Here is a 22533-nt window from a genome sequence, read left to right as displayed (position 1 = left end):
CGTGAAGACCTCCCCCGCACCCCGACGGCTCGGGGAGCTCGCCGCCCATGTCGGGGGAGAGCTTCTCGGTGACCCTGAGCAGCTCATCCACGGACTCAACGGGCTTGAAGAAGCCGGCCCGGGAGACGTGTCCTTCTACGGAAACACGCGCTACCGCCGCCAGTTCGAGGCCTCCAAGGCTTCGGCCGTGCTGGTCGGCGGTGACGCCCCGCCCCGCGAGGGTCTTTCGCTGGTGCGTGTGTCCAACCCGCACCTCGCCTACGCGAAGCTGCTGCGATTGTTCCATCCGGCCACCCGCCCCGCGCCCGGCATCCGTCCTGGCGCGTGGGTCCATCCGGAGGCCACCGTCCATCCGGAGGCCACGGTGTTGGCGGGCGCGTGCGTGGAAGCGGGCGCCCGGGTGGGCGCGCGCAGCGTGCTGTATCCCGGTGCCTATCTGGGGGAGCACGCCACGGTGGGAGAGGACAGCGTCCTGCATCCCAACGTCACGGTGCGCGAGCGCTGTGTCATCGGCTCCCGCGTCATCCTCCATGCGGCGAGCGTGGTGGGCGCGGACGGCTTTGGCTTCGCCTTCAATCCCGAGGGCGAAGAGGGGCCCGAGCACTTCAAGATTCCCCAGGTCGGCAACGTCCGCATCGAGGACGACGTCGAAGTGGGCGCCTGCACCTGCATCGACCGCGCGACGGTGGGCGAGACGGTGGTGGGGCGAGGCAGCAAGCTCGACAACCTGGTGCAGATCGCCCACAACGTGCGCGTGGGGCCCATGTCGCTCATCTGCGCGCAGGCGGGCGTGTCTGGCTCGGCGGAGATTGGCACCGGCGTGGTGCTGGCCGGGCAGGTGGGCGTGGTGGGCCATATCCGCGTGGGTGACCTGGCCAAGGTCGGCGCCCAGTCCGGCGTGGCCCATGACGTCCCGGATGGTCAGGTGGTGAGTGGCAGTCCGGCGATTGCCCACCGCGAGTGGCTGCGTGCCAGCGCGGCGTCGGGGCAGGTCGCGGACTTGCTCAAGGAAATGCGGGCCCTGCGCCGCAGGGTGGAGCAGCTCGAGAAGGCGAAGGGGGAGTGATGGACATCGGAGAAATCCAGAACCTGCTGCCGCATCGGTATCCGTTCCTCCTGATTGACCGGGTGGTGGAGATTGTTCCGGGCCAGAAGATCACGGCCTACAAGAACGTCACCATCAACGAGCCCTTCTTCAACGGTCACTTCCCGGGGCACCCGGTGATGCCGGGTGTGCTCATCCTGGAGGCGCTCGCCCAGGCTTCGGCCATCCTTGCGTATAAGAGCGAGAACATGGACCCGACCCAGAAGGTGACCTACCTGATGGGCGTGGACGGGGCGCGCTTCCGCAAGCCGGTGGTGCCGGGAGACAGGCTGCAGCTCCTCATCGAGGTGCTGCGACACAAGGGCGCCGTGTGGAAGACGAAGGGCACGGCGACCGTGGATGGAGTGAAGGTCGCCGAAGGCGAGTTCCTGGCCACCGTGGTGGACAAGAACAAGGACGCTGGAGCGGCAGAGGGCGCGGCGTCCTGACCGCGAGCTGGCGAGGCAGAGGAAACGACATGGCTCAGGTTCATCCCTCCGCGGTGGTTCATCCCGATGCGCGTCTGCACGACACGGTCGAGGTGGGACCCTTCTCGGTCATTGGTCCCCAGGTGACGATTGGCGAGGGCTCCCGCGTGGGGCCCCACGTCGTCATCGAGGGCCGCACCACGCTCGGCGCGCGCAACCGCATCTTCCAGTTCTCCTCGGTGGGAGCGGACCCGCAGGACTTGAAGTACGCGGGTGAGGACACCGAGCTCACGCTCGGCGACGACAACACGATTCGCGAGTTCGTCACCCTGCACAAGGGCACGGCGGGCGGCGGCGGGGCGACGCGGGTCGGCAACGGCAACCTCTTCATGGCCAACAGCCATGTGGCCCACGACTGCATCGTGGGAGACGGCTGTCGCATCGGCAACGGGTCCGCGCTCGCGGGCCACGTGACGATGGAAGACCACGTCATCATCAGCGGCCTGGCGGCGGTGCACCAGTTCACCCGCCTGGGCAGGTTCGCCTTCATCTCCGGCGGCGCCATGGTGACCATGGACATTCCCCCGTATGCCACGGCGCAGGGGGACCGGGCGGAGCTGGTGGGCCTGAACACCGTGGGCCTGGAGCGCGGCGGCTTCTCCAAGGAGCAGATCGAGCGCATCAAGGAAGCCCACCGCATCCTGTTCCGCTCCAAGCTGGGGCTCCAGGAAGCGCTGGCGCGGCTGCGCACGGAGCTGGCGGGCCACCCCGAGGTCGACCACCTCGTGGACTTCATCGCGCGGAGCAAGCGCGGGCTGACGCGCTAGTCCGTGGACATGGAGCGCGAGCCTCCCGTCGTCGACAAGATTGGTCTCATCGCGGGCAACGGCCAGCTTCCGCTCCTCTTCGCGCGCGCGGCGCGGGCTCGGGGCCTGGAGGTGGTGGCCGTGGCGCACCGGGGAGAGACGGACCCGGCGCTGGCCTCCGAGGTCGCCTCGCTCACCTGGGTGCGCGTGGGGCAGGTGAACCGCATCCAGAAGGCCTTCCAGGCCGCGGCCGTGAAGCAGGCGGCCATGGCGGGCGGCATCGGCCGGGTGAAGGCGCTGAAGGACGCGCGTCCGGACCTGGGCGCCATGCGCATCATCTCCCGCCTGCGCAGCTTCCGGGATGACGCGCTCCTGCGCGCGGTGGCCGCGGACTTCGAGTCGCGCGGCATCACCATCATCGCCCCCACGGACTTCCTGGGAGAGGTGCTGTGCCCAGCGGGACACCTGGCGGGACCGCCCCTGAGTGCGACGCAGGAGCAGGACGTCGCGCTCGGGCGCGAGGTCGCCGTGCTGCTGGGGCAGGCGGACGTGGGCCAGACGGTGGTGGTGCACCAGGGCCATGTCCTGGCGCTGGAGGCCGTGGAAGGCACCGACGAGGCCATCCGTCGCGGAGGTCGTCTGCTGGGTGGTGCGGGCGCGGTGGTGGTGAAGCGCTGCAAGCCGCAGCAGGACCTGCGCTTTGATTTGCCCGCCGCCGGGCCCCGCACGCTGGAAGTGATGAAGGAAGTGGGCGCGAAGGTGCTGGCGCTGGAGGCGGGGCGCACCGTCCTGCTGGACGCGCCGGAGCTCTTCGCGGGCGCGCGGGCCGCGGGCATCACCCTCGTCGGCGTGCCCTGAGCCGGGCTCAGAAGAGCGGGTAGGAAGCTGGAGCATGCCTCCCCGGCTGCCGGCGTCCATGGCGCGCGCGGGTGAATTCCGTCGCGCTGTTCGCGTCTGGCTCGCGAAGCATTTGCTCGCAGGGAGCATCCGCCTACCCTGTCGCGGAGGAATCCACCCATCCGGGCCGCTGTTGCAGCGCGGCCCGTGACGCCGGAGGTCGACGCCGCGCCATGAATGCCCGCCTGCTGCTAGTGCTCAGTCTCGTCGCCGCAACCCCGTTGCCCGCGTTCGCGGACGCCATCCGGGTGTCCCTGGAGGGTCGGGCCGCGGTGGGCGAGAAGCTCCCGGCATTGCTCGTGCACATCGAAGAGCCCATCGCGGGCTTCGAGGTGAAGCTGAAGCGCGGCGACGGGAAGGTGGTCGAGGTGAAGGGCGGGGGGAAGCCGGGTGTCACCCGGCGCATCGAGCTGGAGCAACCTGAGGGCCGCTTTCATTACGAAGGCGAGCTGGTGGTGCGCTTCCCCAACGGCGAGTCGGGCAGCATGCCGCTGTCCCTCGACACGGAGCTCAACGGGCCGCTGCGGTTGGACGTGCGGCCGGAGGACGTGGACGTCGCGGGGCGCAAGCTTCGCTTCCAGCTCTCGCGTCCCGCGGGCCACGTGGAGCTGACGGTGCTGATGGACACCGGAAAGAAGGCCTTCGAGGGCGAGGTGCCCTTCAAGGGCGAGGTGGCGGGCACGCCGCTTTCGTTGAGCTGGCCGCCCGCCGAGGGCCGGGTGATGAAGATTTCCCTCCGAGCCTTCGACACATCGGACTTCTACACGGGCGTGGACCTCTTTCCCTGGCGCGTGGACATTCCACACGAAGAGGTGAGCTTCGCCTCGGGCCGCGCGGACATTCCCGCCGCGGAGCGCGGCAAGCTGGACAGGAGCCATGCGTTGATCGCGGAGGCGCTGGCGAAATACGGCCGCTTCGCGGCGGTTCGTCTGTACGTCCTGGGGCACACGGACACGGTGGGCGCCACGGCGGACAACCGGGAGCTGTCGCTCAAGCGGGCGCGGAGCATCGCCGCGGCCTTCCGTCAGCGCGGGCTGAAGGTTCCGATTTTCTACGAGGGATTCGGGGAGGAGTCGCCAGCGGTGCGGACTCCGGACGAGACGGCGGAGGCGGGCAACCGCCGGGCCGAATACATCATCGCGGTGGAGGACCCGACGCTGGACGGGGCGCCCTTCTCGCCGCGGTGGCGGAAGCTGTAGCGGACGCGACGACGCAACGAGGAGGCGACGGGATGGAGCGATTCCAACGGTGGGCCTGGGGCGTGGTGGGTGTCACGCTCCTGGCGGGGGCGGGCTGCGCGCATCAGGCGCCGCTCGCCGTGAGGCGGGAGGTGGAGGCGGAGAAGTGCTCGTTGATTCAATCCGTGCTGAAGGAACCGACGCCGTCGCGCGTGGTGGAGGAGATCGCCGCCCAGGGCCGGCAGGAGCCCACCCCGGTGCGGGTGTACGTGCGGCGCCCCGAGCAGTCCATGCTGGAGCGCTTCTTCGAAGGTGATGAACCCCGCTGCGGCGACGCCACCTTCAAGGTCGTCCAGGAGAGCGTCCTCGACGCGGTGGTGGTGTACCTGCAGGAAGTGCGAGAGGGCTACGCGTACGACGCGCGCCGCTCCGGTCCGGACGAACTCACGCTGGAAGGCACGCCCCAGGGCACGCTGAAGCGCGCGGGCCCTCAGTGGGTCGCGGGCAAGTGAGCTACTTCATCAACTCCTTGGCGCCGTCCGCGATGAACTGCACGGCGATGGCGGCGAGGATGAGCCCCATGACGCGCTCGACGATGGCGACCCCGGACTGACGCAGCACCCGCTGCACCAGGCCGGAGGCGCGCAGGATGAAGTAGCTGGCCACGAAGGTGAGGATGATGGCCGCCAGCACGGGCAGGGTGGCGGTCATGGAGTTGCCTCGGGCCATCAGCACCATGGCGGTGGCGATGGCGCCGGGGCCGGACAAGAGCGGAATGGCCAGCGGGACGATGGCCACGTCTTCCTTCACCGCGCCTTCCTGCTCCTCCGTGGGCGTGGTGCGAGTCGCGGAAGGCCGGGCGCGGAGCATGTCCAACGCGGTGATGAGCAGGAGGATGCCGCCCGCGACGCGGAAGGCCCCCAGCGACACGCCGAACACCTTGAAGATGATGGTGCCGAACAGGGCGAAGAACGTCATCAGCCCGCACGCCACCAGACACGCGCGCATCGCCGTGCGGCGAATCTTCTCCTTCGTGTCGCCGGACGTCATCGCCAGGAACAGCGGCACCACGCCGATGGGGTCCACGACGAAGAAGATCGCCGGAAGGGCGACGAGGAATTGCGCCAGGTATGCCTTCATCACCGCACGCCCTTCTTCGCTACACCGTGAGACGCAGCTTCCACACCATGGTGAGCGCTTCGGCGAAGATCTTCTTGTTCATCTTCGAGTGTCCCACACGCCGGTCCTCGAAGATGATGGGGATCTCTCGCACGGTGAAGCCGTTCTTCAGCGTGCGGTAGGTGAGTTCAATCTGGAACGCATAGCCGGTGCTGTGCACGGCATCCAGGTCGATGGCCTCCAGCACCCGGCGGTGGAAGCACTTGAAGCCGCCCGTCAAATCCGAGACGCCCACGCCCAGAATCGTTCGGGCGTAGAGGCTGCCGCCGCGGCTGATGACCTGCCGGCCAACGCCCCAGTTCACCGTGCCGCCCCCGGTGACATAGCGCGAGCCCAGCACCAGGTCGGAGCCCGCCTCGGCGGCATCCAGCAGGCCGGGCAGGTAGCGCGGGTCATGGCTGAAGTCCGCGTCCATCTCCAGGATGTACGTGTAGCCCTCGGCCAGCGCCCAGCGGAAGGCGGCGAGGTACGCGCGACCCAGGCCCTCCTTCTTTTCGCGGTGCAGGACGCGAACCCGGGGCTCCTTCGCCGCGAGCTGGTCGGCGATCTGCCCCGTGCCGTCGGGGGAGTTGTCGTCGACGACGAGAATATCGACGCGGGGGTCGGCCTTGAGCACCGCCAGGGTGATGGCCTCGATGTTTTCCCGCTCGTTGTACGTGGGGATGCAGACCAGCGCAGGGTTCATGGCCGGGCCGACATACCCTAAATGGCGCGCGGGGGCAGTAGCTCCATCACCGACTCAGCCGCCCGGGTGGCCGCTCCTGCCTCGCCCAGGCGCCCCCGCACCTCCGCCAGCCCCTTCAACATCTCCTCCCGTGGCGCCCCGGGGGTCCACACCCGGCGCACCTCGTCCGCGATTCGCTCGGGCGTCATCTCGCCCTGGAGCAGCTCTGGCACCACGCGCCGGCCGGCCAGCAGGTTGATGAGGGACACGAAGGCCACCTTCAGCATCAGCCGGCCCACCCAGTACGTAATGAGCGACACCCGATAGATGACGACCAGGGGGCGCTGCATCAGTCCTGCTTCCAACACGGCTGTACCGGAGGCCACCACCGCCGCGTCGCTGGCGCCCACGACTTCCGGGGCACGCCCATCCACCAGCACGGGCTTCAGGCCACTGCCCTCGAAATGGGAGAGCACTTCCTGGCGGGGGATGGTGGGGGCCACGGGGACGACGATTTGGAGCCCGGGGCGCTCGGCGGACAGGCGCTTCGCCGCGGCCACCATCGTCGGCAGGAGCCTGCGAATCTCACTCATCCGGCTGCCCGGTAGCAGCGCGAGCGTGGGGGCGTCCTTGTCCAGGCCCAGCCGCTCGCGAAAGGCGACGGCGGTGTCGGGGGCGGGGACCTGCTCGACGACGGGGCTGCCCACGTAACGGGCACTCACTCCGGCCTCGCGATAGAAGTCCTCCTCGAACGGGAGGATGCACAGCATCCGGTCCACCAGCCGCTTGATGGTGCGGACCCGGCCCCGGCGCCACGCCCAGATCATCGGCGAGATGTAATAGGCGACGGGGATGCCCTGGGCCTTGAGCTTCTCGGCCAGCCGCAGGTTGAAGTCCGGGATGTCCACGAGGATGGCGACGTCGGGGCGTCGCTCCGTGGCGGCGTTCGCCAGCCCCTTGAGGATTTGGAGGATGCGGGGAATGCGGGGAAGGACCTCGGTGATGCCCATGACGGACACCTCTCGAGCGTCGAAGAGCAGCTCCACCCCCCGAGCGGCCAGGCGCGAGCCTCCCATGCCAAAGAAGGTGAGGTCAGGGCGGCGGGCCTGGAGGGCGGCGACGAGTTCGGCGGCGTGTGCGTCGCCGGAGGCCTCGCCTGCCACGACGAGGATTCGGGGTGGGGGCGTCATGTGAGGGGGGCGCATCGTACCCTGATGCAAGCCAGGGTGAAGGTGTAGACTGCGCTACCCTTGAAGACGCTTCTGCTCGCCGAGAGCCATCCCCCCACGCTCGAACACCTGACGGGTCTGCTCTCCCAGGCCGGGTATTCCGTGCGCGCGGTGAATGACCCTATCGCGGTGCTGGAGCATTTCGCGGCGGACAACCCGGATGTGATGGTGTTGTCGGTGGACCTTCCCCGAGTGGAAGGCTCGCACGTGGTGCACCTCATCCGAGGGCACAGCCAGGGCGGGCGCGTGCCGATTGTCGCCATCGACAAGGGCCACCTGGGCCGGGCGCGGGGTGTGGCCTCGGTGCTGGACCTCAAGGTGAACGCGTACGTGGCGGACCCGCTCAAGCCGGGCGAGCTGGTGCCTCGGCTGGAGTCGCTGGTGCGCGCGGCGCAGGCGGTGCCGCTGACGGGGCTTTCGGCCACGCTGTCGCGTCCGGCGGTGAACAGCGGTGACTTGAAGGGCTATCCACTGCCCTCGCTCCTGCACTCCATCCACCGGCTGCGCCGGGATGGTGTGCTGGTGGCGGCGCACCGAGGCCTGAGTCGGCGGGTGTACTTCCTGCGCGGTGGGCCGGTGAGCTTCGACTCGTCGGCGAAGGAGGACTCACTTCCGCGCTACCTCGTCGCGCGCACGCTGGCGACGGCCGCGCAGGCGGAGCGGGTGGTGGAGGCGCTGGCGTCCGGGCTGCGCATCGGCGCGGCGCTGGCGGACGCGGGGGTGGAGGCGGCGGGCGAGGAGCTGTCGCAGCTGCTGCGCGACTACACGCGCGACAACCTCGCGCGGGTGCTGGGCATGCGCGAGGGCCGGTATGCCTTCTACTCGGGCGACGAGTTCACGACGGAGGTCGCCTCGGTGGACCTGCCGCCGCTGGCGCAGGTGCTCGAGGGCGCAAGGCGCTGCTTTCCGTTGAAGGTAATGGCGGCGTCGCTGCGGGCGAACCTGGGGGAGTACCCGGTGCGCTCGTCCGACTTCGGTCGGGACCTGCAGGCCATGGCGCTGGACACGGACGACATCAAGATCGCCATGCAGGTCAATGGCCGCATCGTCCTGAAGGAGCTGCTCGCGCATGGCCGGGGCGAGCTGCGCGCGGCGTACTCGCTGCTGTGGTTCCTGAAGCTGACGGGGGGAGTGACCTTCTCGCCCACGCCGGTGGCGACGGGGGCGGACGTGCTGTCGGCGGTGGTGGTGCCGGACCGGATAGGGCCTCGCAAGCGCAAGTCGTTGCCGGTGGCGACGGGTGCGTCGCTGCGTGAGGAGGCGGTGCGCATCATCACCCGCAGCTACTTTGGCAGCCTGGGGTTGGACATCGCGGCGGACGCGGAGGCGGTGGAGCGCGCGTACCACGAGACGGCGATGCGCTTTCATCCGGACACGTATGCCGAGTTCGACATCTCCGACCTGAAGGACCTGCTGGACTCGGTGCAGGAGAAGCTGTCCGCGTCGTACCGGGTGCTGAGCGTGGAGGAGAAGCGCAAGGCGTATCTCCAGTACCTGTTCAGCAAGCTGGACGTGGGGCGGAACACGGCGGTGGTGGTGGACGCGGAGATAGCGCTGCGCCGGGGCGAGTCCGCGCTGAAGCGTCGCGACTTCCTGTCGGCGATGCATGCGTTCGAGGAAGCGGTGTCGCTCAACCCGCGCGAGCCGGAGTACTACTCCTTCCTTGCCTGGGCGACGTACCAGGCGGCGGGCGGTCCCCTGGTCCAGCGGGCGCAGAAGGCGCAGAAGGTCTTGAAGAAAGCGCTGTCATTGGGGCCGTATGTGGAGCGGCTGCACATCATCGCGGCCATCATCGACACGGACCTCGGGGACGCGCCGCTGGCGCGAAAGAAGCTGCTGAAGGTGCTGGAGTACAACCCGTACTCGCAGCTGGCCAAGGCGGCGTTGCGCAAGGTGGGACGGTAGGGAATGCGGCGGACACTGTTGCGACTGTTGCGCTACGCGCGCCCGCATGTGGCGGTGCTCGTGGTGGCGTTCGTGTGCATGGCGGTGGTGGGAGTGACGACGGGGGCGTACGCGTACCTCACCGGGCCCGCGCTGCGCTTCTTGTTGTCGGGGGGCGAGGACGGCTTCTCCGGGGCGAACAGCGTGCCGTGGCTGTCGAGCCTGCCGCGCGACGCGGCGCTGTGGGGCTTCCCGCTGCTGATGGTGGTGGTGGGGGTGGTGAAGGGCGTGGGGTACCTGGGCCAGTTCTATTTCATGGGCCTGTTCGCGCAGCGGGTGGTGAGGGATGTGCGGCGCGAGCTCTTCATGAAGCTCACGTCGTTGTCTCCCGCGCAGCTCGCGCGACAGCGGCAGGGTGACCTGCTCAGCCGGTTCACCTCGGACGTCACGGCGGTGGAGGCGGCGGCGATGTACACGGTGGGCTCGTACCTGCGCGACAGTCTTCAGGTCATCATCCTGGCGGGCGTGGCGCTGTCGATGAGTCCGTTGTTGGGTGGGCTGATGCTGGTGGTGATTCCACTGGCGGCGCTGCCCGCGTCCAAGCTGACGCGCAAGGTGCTGAAGGGCACGCGCGAGGGGCAGACGCAGTTGGGGCATCTGGCGGGTCAACTCCACGAGGGGCTGGGCGGGCTGCGGACGATTCAGGCCTTCAACGGGCAGTCGGCGGAGCTGGCGCGTTTCGCGTCGCACGCGAAGGCGCACGAGGACGCGGTGGTGGGCGCGGCGTGGGCGCGAGGCGCGGTGCCGGGGGTGATGGAGGTCCTGGCGGCAGCAGCGCTGGCGGGCGCGTTGGCCTACGCGGCGGGTGCTCGACTGATGGAGCCGGAGGCCCTGCTCTCGCTGCTGACGGCGGTCATCCTGGTGTACCAGCCCGTGAAGGACCTGGGCCGGGTGACGCAGTTCGCGATGCAGGCGGGGGCCGCGGGTGAGCGGTTGTTCGCGCTGCTGGATTTGAAGCACCCGGTGCTGGATGCGCCGGACGCGGTGCCGGCGCCGCCCCTGTCGCAGTCAATTCGTCTGGAAGACGTTCGCTTTGCCTACGGTGACCGGCCCGCGCTGGATGGGGTGACGCTGGAGCTGAAGGCGGGCCAGGTGACGGCGTTGGTGGGGGGCAGTGGGGGTGGCAAGAGCACGGTGACGACGCTGCTGCTGCGCTTCGAGCGACCCCAGGCGGGGCGCCTGTTGCTGGATGGCGTGGACATGGACCGGTACACGGCGGCGAGTCTTCGCGAGCAGCTCGCGCTGGTGACGCAGGAGCCGCTGTTGTTCCAGGGCTCGGTGTTGGAGAACCTGCGTTATGCGAGGCCGGATGCCACGCGCGAGGACGTGGAGGCCGCGGCGAGGGTCGCGAACGCGGACGGTTTCATCCGGGCCTTGCCGCAAGGCTACGACACGCGAATCGGTGAGCGGGGCGTGACGCTGAGCGGTGGGCAACGGCAGCGACTGTGTATCGCGCGAGCGGTGCTGGCGCGTGCGCGGGTGCTGGTGCTGGACGAGGCCACGAGCAGTCTGGACCCGGAGAGCGAGCGTGAAGTGCAGGCCGCGCTGGCGGCGGTGCTGCCGGGACGCACGGCCCTGGTCATCGCGCACCGGTTGTCGACGGTGGTGAACGCGGACGTGCTCCACGTCATGGAAGCGGGCCGCGCGGTGGAGAGTGGCACGCACGCGGAGCTGCTCCAGAAGGGTGGGCGCTACGCGGCGCTGTGGCGGATGCAGACGGAGGGACCTGTCGAGCGAGGCGCCGCGTGAGCGGGACGCGGGTCGCAAGCGGCGTCATGTGTCCCGGGCTCGGTCGGTGGCGAGGATGAACCCGCGCCGTAGGCGTCCCGCGCAGGGCCAGGCGAGTGCCGGGCAGTACTCCGTCCTGTGGCACGCTCGGACCGAGGCGGAAACGAGCCAGCCTCGCGAGGCAGCGGGGATGGTCATGTGGGCACGGGACGAAGTGCTCGGGCGGTACCGAGGATGAGGCGACTTCGCAAGGGCGCGGGCAAGGCCGTCCAGGCACTGGCGGGCCTGATCTTGTTGGTGCTGGGGCTCTGCGGCTTCTTCGCGTTGCCCGCCTCGTACGCGACGTACCCGGTGGTTCCGCCAAAGGAGGGCGCGCCGAGGTGGGTCCGAGGCGCGTTCCACGTGCACACCACGCGCTCGGACGGACGGGGCAGTCCCCTGGCGGTGGCGCGCGCGGCGAAGGCGGCCGGTCTCGACTTCGTGCTGCTCACGGACCACAACGACTTCACCCCGCCGGCGCCCACGTGGGTGGACGGAGTGTTGCTGGTCCCAGGCGTGGAGATCTCCACGTCGGCGGGACACCTGATCGCCTTTGGCATGGAGCGACCGTTGGAAGGCATGCAGCGGTGGATGCCCGCGGGCGATGCTGTGCACGCCGTGCACGCGGCGGGAGGGACGACGGTGCTCGCGCACCCGGTGCAGCGTCACAACCCATGGACTGACTCGGAGAGCGCGAGTCAGGCGAAGGGCTTCGAGCTGTACTCCGCGGACACCTTCTTCCGGCACGCGATGCGCAATCCGATGAGCCGGTTGCTCCCAGCGGTGGGCGCCTATCTGGCAAACCCGATGCACGGGGTGATGGTGCTCGTGGCGCCGGAGCCCGAGCCCGGGGAGCGCTTCATGGAGCTTGCGCGCGAGCAGCCCCAGCTCGCGTTCTGCGCGCACGATGCCCACGGCCTGCCGTCCTACGAGTCCGTGTTTCGCTCCCTCGCGATGTACCTGCCGCCAGCGCAGGTCCCCGCGCCCCTGCCCTCGGATGCGAAGGCGGCGGCGGCGCTGGTGACGGGGGCGCTGCGAGGTGGGGGGGCCCTGTGTTCCTTCCGCGCCCTGGGGGAACCCGAGGGCTTCGCGCTGGAAGGGGTGGACCCGGAGCGCAGGGAGGCTCGGGTGGGGGACGTGCTGAGCGTGCGCCTGCCTGGCATTCCGGACGTGGACACGGTCCGGGTCGAGGTGTGGGGAGAAGGCCGCCTGGGGCAGGACGGGACCTCGGTGGAGCTGACGGGGCCGGGCGTGGTGCGGGTGGAGGTGTGGGTGAAGGGGCCTGGGCGCTTCTTTGGCTCCGAGTGGCGACCGTGGATTGTCCCGAGCCCCGTGCGTGTACTGCCTCGGGGGCCTGGCATCTGATAGAGGGCCGGGGAGCCGTCCATGCGACTCCTGTACATCCTCGCTACGTATCTTCTCTTCCCGCTGCTCTTCCCGGTGCTCTGCGTGCACCGGAAGACGCGTCATGGCCTGTGGCAGCGGCTGGGGTTCTACGGGCGAGGCTCGCTGCCCCCGCGAGGTGACGGGCCCGTGGTGTGGTTGCACGGTGCGAGCGCGGGAGACCTGCTGGCGCTGTCCCCCATGTTTGGTCCCTTGCGGGCTCGCTTCCCGGGCTGCCAGCTCATCCTGTCGACGATGACGGACAGTGGCCATGCGATGGCGACGGGCCGGCTCGCCAAGGACATCGATGGGGTGGTGTACGCGCCCTATGACTTGTGGGGCGCGACGCGCCGGGCGGTGAAGGCGCTCCGGCCGGACGTGTTGGTGCTGGAGTACACGGAGGTGTGGCCCAACCTCATTCGCGCGGCGAAGCGCGGTGGGGCGCGCGTGGTGATGACCAACGGCCGTTTTTCTCCGGCGAACGTGGAGCGCTACCGCTGGTTGTTCCGGCTCATCGGCAATCCGCTGAAGGACTTCGACCTGATGTTGATGCGCCAGGAGGATGAGGCGCAGCGGGCGCGGAGTCTCGGCGCGCGGCCGGACTGGGTGCGGGTGACGGGGAACACGAAGTTCGACTCACTGGCTTCGGGGCCGGCGGCGGAAGACGGCGTGTTGCGCGAGGCGCTCGGGCTTCCGGTGGACGCGCGGGTGTGGATTGCCGGCAGCACGCACGAGGGCGAGGAGGACGTGCTGCTTGGCGTCTATCGGCGGCTGCTCGCGCGGTGGCCGGACCTGCGGCTGGTGATTGCGCCCAGGTATGTGGACCGGGCTGGGCGCGTCGTGGCTCTGGCGCGGGAGGCGGGACTGGGTGTCGGCCTTCGCTCCCAGGGGAATCCCGAGCGAGCGCAGGTGGTGGTGCTGGACACCATTGGCGAGCTGTCGCGGGCGTACCGGCTGGCGACGGTGGTCTTCGTGGGCGGCTCGTTCACGAAGCGGGGCGGGCAGAACATCCTGGAGCCGGCGGGGCAGGGGAAGCCGGTGTTGTTCGGTCCGCACATGGACAACTTCAAGGACAGCGTGGCGGTGCTCGCGGGGCAGGGAGGCATCCTGGTGGCGGACGCGGAGGCGCTGTACGCGAGGCTCGCGGAGTTGCTGGAAGAGCCGGGTCGAGTCGAGGAGCTGGGTGCGCGGGCCTTGGAGACGGTGGGGCGGATTTCCGGCGCGAGTGAGCGCAACGCCGAGGCGATGACGACGCTCTTTCCCCATGGGAGGGCCGGGCCGCGATGACGCTCATCGTCCACCCGCATTTCCACAATCGGTACACGGGCGTCACGCGCCACGTCGAGTCGGTGGTCCCCGCGTTGGTGAAGGACACGGGCTCGGAGACGCGAGTCATCGGCTCTGGGCTGAGCGACGGGCTGCCGCGAATCACCTGGCCGGAGCTGTTGCGTCGGGCGCGCTCCGAGCCGGTGGTGTGGCATGCCCACCGGAACAACGAGCTGCTCGCGGGGATGTTGCTGAAGCTGGTGGGTCGGCAGGTGCGGCTGGTCTTCACGCGGCACACGTCGGTGGCGCCCAGCGGCTTCACGCGCTTCATCGCGCGAGGCGCGGATGCGCTGGTGTCGTTGACGCGGCAGGTGGCGGAGGTCATCGCGCTCCCGTCGACCGTCATTTCGCATGGCATCGACCTGACGCGCTTCCATCCACCGGAGGACCGGGCGGCGGCGTGGGAGAAGCTGGGGCAGGGCGGACGGTTCGGGGTGGGCGTCATTGGCCGCATCCGCAAGGAGAAGGGGCAGGGCGACTTCCTCGAGGCGGTGCGCCCGTTGCTGCCCGAGCACCCCGAGTGGCAGGCGGTGCTGGTGGGGTTGGCGAAGGGCGCGGACCTGGACTGGGTGAACGGCTTGCGTGGGGGCATCGAGCCCCGCGTGTCGTTGGCCGGAGAGCAGTCGGTCATCGAGCCCTGGTATCGAGGGCTGACCGTGCTGGTGCACCCGTCCTATGCGGAGGGGTACTCGCTGGTGCACGTGGAGGCGATGGCGTCCGGTTGTTGCGTGGTGGCGTCGAAGTTGCCGTATCTGGACACGCTCATCGAGCATGGCCGGACGGGCTTCTTCTTCGAGCCAGGGGACGTGAAGGCGTTGCGCGAGCTGCTGGACATGCTGATGCGAGAGCCCGAGCGGGCGCGCGAAGTGGGGCGCAACGCGGCCGAGGAGGCACGTCGTCGGTGCGGCGTGGAGCACGAGGCGCACGCGCTGGAAGCGCTGTATCGCACGCTGGTCGGGCGGTAGTCGGATGCGAATCCTCCACCTGTTGGCGAGCCCCTTCTTCAGTGGTCCGGCGGAGAACGTCGCGTTGCTCGCGCTGGCGCAGCGGGAGGCCGGGCACGAGGTGACGGTGGCGGTCGACCGTCGGCGCAAGGAGATGCCGGCGGAGGAGCCCGCGGTGCCTCGGCTGCGAGCGCTGGGCCTGCTGGATGACGAGGGGCTCGAGTTGTCGGTGAAGTCTCCGCCCTGGCGGGTGTGGAGTGATTTGCGCCGGCTGCGTGCGCGGCGAGTGGACGTGGTGCACTCGCACTTCAGCCATGACCACTTCCTGGCGAGATGGGGACGGCCCCAGGGGGCGGTGTTGGTTCGTTCGCTCCATGCACCGCGCTCCATCCGCTCCTCGTTGCCCGCGGCGGATGCGTACACGGTGCCGGCGAGTTCGCTCTTGCCTCGCTTGTTGGAGCGAGGAAGGACGGCTCGGGTGCTTCCCGCGTTGGTGGACCCGCGCTTTCGCCCTGAGTCGGACCGCGAGGCGTCTAGGCGCGAGTTGGGACTGAAGGGCGCGCCCCTGGTGGGGATGGTCTCCACGTTCCAGCCGTCGCGACGGCACGCCGTTGGGGTGGAGGCCTTCGCGCTCTACCGCGAGCAGCGGCCGGATGCGCGGTTCGTCCTGGTGGGGGATGGCGCGTTGCTGGAGGCGACGCGGAGTCAGGTGGCGTCGCTGGGGCTGACGGATGCGGTGGTGTTCACGGGCTACCAGCAAGGAGAAGACTTCGCGCGGTGGTTGAGGGCCTTGGACGAGGTCTGGCTCCTGGGGCTCGGGAACGACTGGAGTGCGAGGGCGGCGGCTCAAGCCCGGGCGTGTGGTGTGCGAGTCGTGGCGGTGGAGGAGGGCGCGCTGCCTGAGCTGGCGGATGCACGTGTCGTCGAGCCGACGCCCGAGGCGGTGGTGGCCGCGTCACTGTCGGGGCAACGGGCCCCCGTGGCTCATCCGACGAATGCGAGCATCGCCGCCGATGTCCTTGCGTTGTATGCACAGGTGGCGAGCACGCGCGCTCGGTGAGCCCGCGCTGACGTGTCGAGTCGTACGTGATGGCGCGGGCTGATAGCGTAGCGGGCGCATGCTGACCCTTGATGATGCCCGGCGACTCGTGTCGGGACACGCCTTGTGCGGAGCCTCCAGGTCTTGAGCGCTCAGGCTCCCGAGTCACCCACCGCCATCGAGCGGGTGTTCTATCCGCCGTCGCCCGAGCCCTGGGGACGGCGGGCCTTGCTGTCTCCCCTCACGGCGTTGTCATGGCCCTATGCCGCGGCGGTGCGCCTGCGAGGCGCGCTCTATGACCTGGGCATGCTTCGCGCCGAGCGAGTGGAGGGCCTCCGCGTCATCTCCGTGGGCAACCTCAACGTGGGAGGAACGGGGAAGACGCCCGCGGTGCTTCACCTCGCGGAGTTGCTGGTGCGCGAGGGCCGCAAGGTGGGCATCCTCACGCGAGGTTATGGGCGTCGCTCACAAGAGCCCCTTACCTTCACGGGGGCGGAGTCATTGCCTCCGGTGGAGGACGCGGGGGACGAGCCGTTGCTGCTCGCGAGCCGCTGCCCGAGTGTGAGGATCTTCGTGAACGCGGACCGTGTCTCCAGCGCTTGGCGCGCGAGAGACGACTACGGCCTGGACACGGTGCTGCTCGACGACGGCTTCCAACACCGGCGGCTCGCCCGGGACGAGAACCTCGTCGTGGTGGACGAAGCCGTGGGACTCGGCAATGGCCACATGTTGCCAAGGGGGCCGCTGCGAGAGCCGGCTTCTTCTCTCCGGCGCGCCACGTTGCTCTGGGTCCGCACGTCGACGCCCCCATGTGCCACGGCGTCCCCCATTGTCTCGCGTGCAGGCGAGGCACCCCGAGCACCGTTCGACGCACGGGCCCTGGGGTTGCCTGCGGAGGGAGAAGGACTCCCCCGCGTCCGCGCACGCTATGGACCTTCGGCCTGGGTGGACCCTTCTGGAGGGCTCCATCCGACAGAGGCACTGAGTGGCCAGGGGGTGCTGGCGCTGGCGGGGCTCGGTCGGCCGGGGGGCTTCCTGAAGACCCTGAGGTCTCTCGGCGTGGAGGTCCTGGATGCGGCACTTTTTCCGGACCACCACCGCTTCACCGTGGACGAGCTTCGCGACGTGGAAGCTCGAGCCGCGAAGCTGGGAGCGGTGAAGGTCGTGACGACGGAGAAGGACGCGGTGCGTCTGCCCGTGGGGTTCTTGGCCTGGAAGGTGCGGCTGGGGGTGGACGTGCTGGAGGGCGAGTCCCATCTGCGTCGAGCGCTTGGCCTGTCGGGTGCGTCTGCCGACTTGTGAGACGAGGAGGGCTGTGGGACAAACCGCCGCCATGGCCGCAGTCTCGCCCGTTCGCTCGTCGCCTCCGCCCTCTCGCCTGCCGCACGCGTTCGCGCGCCGCAGGGTGTTGCTGGTGGGGGACCTGGTCGCAGACCATTACATCTACGGGCAGACGGACCGGGTGAGCCGCGAGGCCCCGGTGCTCATCGTCCGCTACGAGTCCGCCGAGGTGAAGCTGGGCGGCGGGGCGAACGTGGCGGCCAATGTCCGTGCGTTGACGGGGCAGGTGACGGCCGTCGGAATGTTGGGCGCGGATGAGATGGGGCGCGAGCTGCGTCGCCTGTTCTCCGAGTCAGGGGTACGCCTCCACGCGGTGGGTGGACGCAGTCTGGCGACGGAGACGAAGACCCGCATCCTCGCGGGCGGCGTGAGCACGACGCGCCAGCAGATGCTGCGCCTGGACCGTGGCCAGCGCTCCTCGCTTCCTCCGAGCGTGCGCAAGGCCCTGGCGAAGCACGTGGCGGAGGCCGCGAAGGACGCGGACGCGGTGGTCGTTTCGGACTACGGCGCGGGAGTGCTGAGCGACGAGGTGCGCGCCGTGCTGCGGAAGCTGGCGGCGGATGGGTTGCCGGTGTGCGTGGACAGTCGCTATGCGCTGTCGTCGTTCTCGGGGCTGACGGTGTGCAAGCCCAACGAGCCGGAGCTGGAGGCGTTGGCGGGGCGTCCCGTGCGCTCGCAGGAGGACTTGCTGGCGGCGGGGCATGAGGCGGTGCGCAGGCTGGGGTGTCGTGCGCTGCTGGTGACTCGGGGGCGGCACGGCATGGCGCTCTTCGACGCGGACGGTGGGGTGGACCTCATCCCGGTACATGGCGCGAAGGCGGCGGTGGACGTGACGGGGGCGGGCGACACGGTGATTGCGACATTCTCGCTGGCACTGGCGGCCGGAGCCTCGTTCGGGGAAGCGGCGCGACTGGCGAACGTGGCCGGTTCCATGGTGGTGCAGAAGTCGGGCACCGCGACGGTGTCCCGGGACGAACTGCTGGCGGAGCTGCGGAGCACGCGATGAGCACCTTGGAGAAGATTCAGTCGCTCGAGCAGGTGGTGGAGGCGAGGGCGCGCTGGAAGGCCGAGGGCCGCACCGTGGCGCTCGCCAACGGCGTGTTCGACCTCTTGCATGTGGGCCACGTGCGCTATCTGGAAGGCGCCCGCGAGTTGGCGGATGTGCTGGTGGTGGCGGTGAACTCGGACGCCTCGACGCGGGCGTACAAGGGGCCTGGACGGCCACACATTCCCGAGGGCGAGCGTGCGGAGCTGGTCGCCGCGCTCGCCTGTACGGACCGCGTCATCGTCTTCGACGAGCCGAACGTGCGCGTCATCATCCGAGCGCTGAAGCCGGATGTGCATGTGAAGGGGACGGACTACACGCCGGACAGCATCCCCGAGGGCGACGAAGTGCGTGCCTATGGTGGGCGTACGGCGGTGTCGGGAGACCCGAAGGACCACAGCACCACGGAGCTGGCGCGCCGGCTCGGCCGTGAGAGCGCGAAGTAGGACATGCCCGCGCTGGATGAGGGGTTGATGGCGGTGCTGGGCTGTCCCCAGTGCAAGGGGCCTCTCACGGTGCTCTCGTACGAAGAGCAGGTGAAGGCCCGCTGTCCCCGGTGTCGGTGCGAGTGGCCCGTGGAAGAGGGAGTGCCCCACCTCCTCCAGGAGCGGATGTCTAGGTGGGACGCGCCTGACGAGTGAGCTGTGCCGCGAAGGCGCGGGCCTCTTCGGCCGCACGAGCCTCGAGCCCCTGGCCTCCCGAGCCATCGACGAGGCTGGTGAGGTCGACCATCCGGTGCGGGGCATACGCATGGCCCCACCGCTCCATGTCCATGCGGAGGAAGTACGCCAGCGTCGGAGCGCCCACGGACACCGAGAGGTGCATGGGCCCGGTGTTGTTGCAGACGGTGAGCCCGGCGGCGCGCATGAGCGCGGCGAGCTCATCCAGGTTCGTGGCGGGTGCGAGCCGCGAGCCGGGCGCGGCGGCCACCACGGCGCGGGCAAGCTCCTCTTCGCCAGGTCCCCACGTGACGATGGGAACGCGGCCGATTTCGAGGAGCGCGCGAGCCGCGGCGGCGAAGGCCTCGGGAGGAATGCGCCGAGGGCCCAGGCGGCCACCCGGGTTGATGACAGCGCGGGGCGTGGTGGCGTCCGTTTCCAGGAACGCACGGAACGGGGCGCTGATGGTGGGTTCGCGGAAGGAGAGTCCCCGCGACAGGGTTCCGCCCGTGACAGGGGTCAGCAGGTGGGTTCGCTGAAGCGCCTCGCTTCTGCTGTCGTCGCGGGCCGGGACGGACAGGGAGTGGAGGCGAGTCACGGGCCAGACGCTCGGCCCGATGACCACGGCGCGCGGGCCGGCGAGGCGTGCCACGAGGGCGCTCGTCACGGAGGGGGCTTCCCAGTTGGCGCAGTCGACCACCAGGTCATAGCCCGCGCGGCGCAGGGCTCGGATGCCCGGGGCCAGGGGGCCCATCCAGAGTCGCCGGCGGTCGAACGCGATGACCTGGTCCGCGTCGGGGTGCCGCGCCAGGACGCGGGCCACCTTGGCATGAACCAGCACGTGCACCTCGGGGACCGGGTGCACATGGGCCTTGAGGGTGCGCATGAGGGGGGTGGTGAGGAGCGCCTCGCCCACGCGGTTGTCGGGCCGCACGAGCAGCACCTTCCGGGGGACGGGGAGGGAACTTCCGGGACGGAGCCGGCGGCCGGGGCGCCAGAACAACACGGACGCCACGAGCGCCAGCGCCAGCTTCGCCCACAACTCGAGCCGCTTGTGCCAGGCCATCGCGGCGCGGACCCTACACAGAACTGAAAGGCGTGCAAGCACGCTGCTTGACCTGCGGACGGAAAGCCCCTAGCAACCGCCCAATGCTGAAGAGCATGACCGGGTTTGGCGCGGGCCGTGCGCGCGTGGGGGACGAAGAAGTCTCCGTGGAGTTGCGCTCCCTCAATCACAAGTTCTGCGAGGTGAAGGCGAGGCTTCCTCGAGAGCTCACCTCGCTGGAGCCGAGCGTCACGAAGCAGGTGAAGGACCGGCTGGCACGTGGCTCGGTGGAGCTGCTGGTGAAGCGGCAGTCCTCCACGACGACGGGAACGGTGCCCACGGTGGACCTGAACCTGGCGCGCGAGTACCTGCGCACCTTCCGGGAGCTGGCCAAGGAGCTGGGCCTCCCGGCGGACGTGGCCTGGTCCCAGGTGGCCAACCAGCAGGGCGTCGTGCGCCTGGAAGAGAAGGGCGTGAATCTGGAGTCGGCGACGCCCGCGGTGACGGAGGCGCTGGAGCAGGCGCTCGGAGCCCTGGAGAAGATGAGGCTCGTCGAGGGCGAGGCGATCTACGCCGACCTGGATGCGCGACTGAAGTTGATTGAGGGCTGGAGCCGCGAAGTGGCCCACCTCGCTCCCCGTGCGGTGCACGACTACCAGCAGCGACTCACGGAGCGCGTGGCGGAACTCGCGCGTGGCGTCGCGGTGGACCCGCAGAGGTTGGCGCAGGAAGTGGCGCTCTTCGCCGAGCGCACGGACATCGCCGAGGAAGTCACGCGCCTGGCGAGTCACCTCGAGCAGTTCCGCGCCCTCATGGCGAGCACCGAGCCCGCTGGCCGTCGCATGGATTTTCTTGTGCAGGAGATGCACCGCGAGGTGAACACGACCGGTTCCAAGAGCCAGCACACGGAGATCTCCGCGCGCGTGGTCTCGATGAAGGCCGAGGTCGAGCGCATCCGCGAACAGGTGCAGAACGTCGAATGAGCGAACCCACCATCCTTCAGCCCGGTCTACTGCTCGTCCTCTCCGCGCCCTCTGGGGCCGGGAAGACCACCCTTGCCCATCGGCTCCTCAAGGAGACGCCGCAGGCGAACTTCTCCATCAGCGTCACGACGCGCCGGCCTCGAGGCAAGGAGCAGGAAGGGGTGGACTACCACTTCGTGGACGTGGCCACCTTCCAGGAGAAGATCGAACGGGGCGAGTTCGTGGAGTGGGCGGAGGTCCACAACCACTTCTACGGCAGCCCCCAGTCGACGGTGGATGTCGCGCGCGCCCGTCGGGGCGTGGCCATCTTCGACATCGACGTCCAGGGCGGGCAGGCCATCAAGCGCAAGCACCCCGACGCGGTCACCATCTTCGTGCTCCCTCCCTCTATGGATGAGCTGGAGCGCCGGCTGCGGGACAGGCAGACGGACTCCGATGAGACGATTCGCCGCCGCATGCTGGCGGCTCGCTCGGAGATGGAGCGGGGAATCGCCTCCTACGACTACATCGTCGTGAACGATGACTTCGAGCGCGCGTACAGCGAGCTGCGCGCGGTGGTGGTGGCCGAGGGGTGTCGTCGTGGCCGGGTGGACGTCTCGAGGTTGAAGCTGGGCGTAGGGAGCTGAGCGCAGGGGGCAGGGAAGGGTGCTGAAGTGACAATCAGCAAACTTCTTGCGCCGTCCCTTCGCTTGGTGGATAAGCCGCCCACCTCACGGCGAGGCGCGGGCGGCCAAAAGCCCTCCGCGACGAGCAGGCAGCCGTGGATTCCGTCAGCAACAGTCTCGGAATCAGCGCGCATGGCGCTGGGGTTCTCTGAACCACGCAGAATAGGACCGTGGGTCCCTGAAGGATTCCCTGGATGGGGCCTTCGTGGGATTTCGAGTGTCCGGAGCGGCTCGTGACCACGAGTTGACATTCTCCGGAGCGCTCCATAGATGGTCAGCCAGCAGGAAGTGGTCCGGTGGGCGTCGCGGTGGTGGGGTTGGAGGTCGTCTCGTGCGAGACGGCACCGGAGCTGGGGCTGACGGTGGGGTGGGGCTCGGAAGCGGTTTGACTCTGGATGCGGCGGTGGTAGAAGCCGCGCCCCTCATGACGAAGCCCGCGCACTGGCGCGAAGCACTTCGGCGTGTGGATTCAGAACGACATTGGAAATACGGCGGTCAGCGAAGCGAGTTGACAGAAGATGCGGCGGTGGTAGAAGCCGCGACCCCGACGAAGAAGCCCGGAAGCAGCAGGGCGGAGGCGGCGAGGGAGTCAACGAAGCAACGGTTGACACGGGATGCGGCGGAGAGATAGAAGCCGCGCCCCTCACGAAGAAAACAGCGGAAGCCACTGGGCGGCGCTGAGGGCTTCGGAGGACGCCGAAAGGGACGCAAAGCGAAGTTGACAGCTGACGCGGACCTGAATAAAAGATGCGACCCGCCGGCAGGAAGCGGCGAGCAGCAGACGGAAGCAAAGTAGCAAAAAGTCGCGGATGAAACAAGCGGCTCGGTCTTTGAAAACCAAATAGCAAGCCCAAGAAGAAGAGAAGGATTGCGGAAACCGCAGTCAATCTTTGAGAAGGCACCAGCAAGGGAGCGCTGAGAAGCGCA

22 protein-coding genes are annotated in these 22533 nt (G+C 69.2%); 18 read left to right on the top strand and 4 right to left on the bottom strand.

Going from position 1 to position 22533, the window contains the following annotated elements; all coding sequences use genetic code 11:
• Position 1 precedes the first annotated feature (1 nt).
• From lpxD to HUA76_RS38665, 6 genes are all read left to right on the top strand, one after another.
• The gene (gene lpxD / locus HUA76_RS38690) at positions 2–1066 is read left to right on the top strand and encodes a UDP-3-O-(3-hydroxymyristoyl)glucosamine N-acyltransferase (protein ID WP_141648301.1); all 1065 of its coding nucleotides are present in this window, start codon (positions 2–4) and stop codon (positions 1064–1066) included.
• Entirely contained in the window at positions 1066–1533 is a 468-nt protein-coding gene (gene fabZ, locus HUA76_RS38685) for a 3-hydroxyacyl-ACP dehydratase FabZ (RefSeq protein WP_141648302.1), read from the top strand. The genes lpxD and fabZ overlap by 1 nt, the downstream gene beginning before the upstream one ends.
• 29 nt (positions 1534–1562) lie before the next feature.
• Positions 1563–2339 (top strand): acyl-ACP--UDP-N-acetylglucosamine O-acyltransferase, encoded by a 777-nt coding sequence (gene lpxA, locus HUA76_RS38680; RefSeq protein ID WP_174463721.1) that lies wholly within the window; start codon positions 1563–1565, stop codon positions 2337–2339.
• Positions 2340–2348: 9 nt separating this feature from the next.
• Positions 2349–3176 (top strand): LpxI family protein, encoded by an 828-nt coding sequence (locus HUA76_RS38675; protein WP_174458859.1) that lies wholly within the window; start codon positions 2349–2351, stop codon positions 3174–3176.
• A 212-nt stretch (positions 3177–3388) separates the two neighbouring features.
• Complete coding sequence (locus HUA76_RS38670; protein WP_174458858.1) at positions 3389–4414, top strand: OmpA family protein; 1026 nt, start codon at positions 3389–3391, stop codon at positions 4412–4414.
• 32 nt (positions 4415–4446) lie between these two features.
• A complete protein-coding gene (locus tag HUA76_RS38665; RefSeq protein WP_174458857.1) occupies positions 4447–4905 on the top strand; it encodes a hypothetical protein in 459 nt (152 codons plus the stop codon).
• 1 nt (position 4906) lies between these two features.
• Here the strand turns inward: HUA76_RS38665 and HUA76_RS38660 are convergent, their stop codons facing one another.
• From HUA76_RS38660 to lpxB, 3 genes are read right to left on the bottom strand one after another with little or no spacing between them, the layout of a single operon-like run.
• Positions 4907–5533, bottom strand: coding sequence for a MarC family protein (locus HUA76_RS38660; RefSeq protein WP_141648311.1), 627 nt, complete (start codon positions 5531–5533; stop codon positions 4907–4909).
• A gap of 19 nt (positions 5534–5552) precedes the next feature.
• Positions 5553–6257: a polyprenol monophosphomannose synthase gene (locus HUA76_RS38655; RefSeq protein ID WP_141648307.1), complete on the bottom strand. Its 705-nt coding sequence runs from the start codon at positions 6255–6257 to the stop codon at positions 5553–5555.
• 17 nt (positions 6258–6274) lie between these two features.
• Entirely contained in the window at positions 6275–7426 is a 1152-nt protein-coding gene (gene lpxB, locus HUA76_RS38650) for a lipid-A-disaccharide synthase (RefSeq protein ID WP_174463720.1), read from the bottom strand.
• Between the two features lie 60 nt (positions 7427–7486).
• Between lpxB and HUA76_RS38645 the strand changes: the two genes are divergently transcribed.
• From HUA76_RS38645 to HUA76_RS38600, 10 genes are all read left to right on the top strand, one after another.
• Positions 7487–9370 (top strand): DUF4388 domain-containing protein, encoded by a 1884-nt coding sequence (locus HUA76_RS38645; RefSeq protein WP_141648309.1) that lies wholly within the window; start codon positions 7487–7489, stop codon positions 9368–9370.
• Between the two features lie 3 nt (positions 9371–9373).
• The gene (locus tag HUA76_RS38640) at positions 9374–11158 is read left to right on the top strand and encodes an ABC transporter ATP-binding protein (protein WP_174463719.1); all 1785 of its coding nucleotides are present in this window, start codon (positions 9374–9376) and stop codon (positions 11156–11158) included.
• A 213-nt stretch (positions 11159–11371) separates the two neighbouring features.
• Positions 11372–12541, top strand: a complete 1170-nt coding sequence (locus HUA76_RS38635; protein WP_174463718.1) for a PHP domain-containing protein — start codon at positions 11372–11374, stop codon at positions 12539–12541.
• A 21-nt stretch (positions 12542–12562) separates the two neighbouring features.
• Positions 12563–13846: a 3-deoxy-D-manno-octulosonic acid transferase gene (locus HUA76_RS38630; protein WP_174458853.1), complete on the top strand. Its 1284-nt coding sequence runs from the start codon at positions 12563–12565 to the stop codon at positions 13844–13846.
• Positions 13843–14850, top strand: a complete 1008-nt coding sequence (locus tag HUA76_RS38625) for a glycosyltransferase family 4 protein (RefSeq protein ID WP_174458852.1) — start codon at positions 13843–13845, stop codon at positions 14848–14850. Before HUA76_RS38630 ends, HUA76_RS38625 begins: the two co-directional genes overlap by 4 nt.
• 4 nt (positions 14851–14854) lie before the next feature.
• A complete protein-coding gene (locus HUA76_RS38620; protein WP_141648430.1) occupies positions 14855–15889 on the top strand; it encodes a glycosyltransferase in 1035 nt (344 codons plus the stop codon).
• Positions 15890–16012: 123 nt separating this feature from the next.
• Positions 16013–17170 (top strand): tetraacyldisaccharide 4'-kinase, encoded by a 1158-nt coding sequence (gene lpxK, locus HUA76_RS38615; protein WP_217440801.1) that lies wholly within the window; start codon positions 16013–16015, stop codon positions 17168–17170.
• Between the two features lie 31 nt (positions 17171–17201).
• Positions 17202–18215 carry a bifunctional heptose 7-phosphate kinase/heptose 1-phosphate adenyltransferase gene (locus HUA76_RS38610; protein ID WP_174463717.1) on the top strand — a complete coding sequence of 338 codons (1014 nt, stop codon included), beginning with the start codon at positions 17202–17204 and terminating at the stop codon, positions 18213–18215.
• Positions 18212–18700 carry an adenylyltransferase/cytidyltransferase family protein gene (locus HUA76_RS38605; protein WP_141648433.1) on the top strand — a complete coding sequence of 163 codons (489 nt, stop codon included), beginning with the start codon at positions 18212–18214 and terminating at the stop codon, positions 18698–18700. The genes HUA76_RS38610 and HUA76_RS38605 overlap by 4 nt, the downstream gene beginning before the upstream one ends.
• A gap of 3 nt (positions 18701–18703) precedes the next feature.
• Positions 18704–18895: a Trm112 family protein gene (locus HUA76_RS38600; RefSeq protein WP_141648434.1), complete on the top strand. Its 192-nt coding sequence runs from the start codon at positions 18704–18706 to the stop codon at positions 18893–18895.
• Here HUA76_RS38600 and HUA76_RS38595 read toward each other — a convergent pair.
• Positions 18870–19979 carry a glycosyltransferase family 9 protein gene (locus tag HUA76_RS38595; RefSeq protein WP_174463716.1) on the bottom strand — a complete coding sequence of 370 codons (1110 nt, stop codon included), beginning with the start codon at positions 19977–19979 and terminating at the stop codon, positions 18870–18872. The genes HUA76_RS38600 and HUA76_RS38595 overlap by 26 nt on opposite strands.
• A gap of 83 nt (positions 19980–20062) precedes the next feature.
• Between HUA76_RS38595 and HUA76_RS38590 the strand changes: the two genes are divergently transcribed.
• Both HUA76_RS38590 and gmk read left to right on the top strand, forming a co-directional pair.
• Complete coding sequence (locus HUA76_RS38590; protein WP_141648436.1) at positions 20063–20941, top strand: YicC/YloC family endoribonuclease; 879 nt, start codon at positions 20063–20065, stop codon at positions 20939–20941.
• Complete coding sequence (gene gmk / locus HUA76_RS38585) at positions 20938–21567, top strand: guanylate kinase (protein WP_141648437.1); 630 nt, start codon at positions 20938–20940, stop codon at positions 21565–21567. Before HUA76_RS38590 ends, gmk begins: the two co-directional genes overlap by 4 nt.
• The last annotated feature ends 966 nt before the right edge of the window (positions 21568–22533 follow it).

The sequence above is a fragment of the Myxococcus sp. CA056 genome (assembly GCF_013336715.1).
Lineage (GTDB): Bacteria > Myxococcota > Myxococcia > Myxococcales > Myxococcaceae > Myxococcus > Myxococcus llanfairpwllgwyngyllgogerychwyrndrobwllllantysiliogogogochensis.
This window is presented reverse-complemented; position numbering and strand designations above follow the sequence as displayed.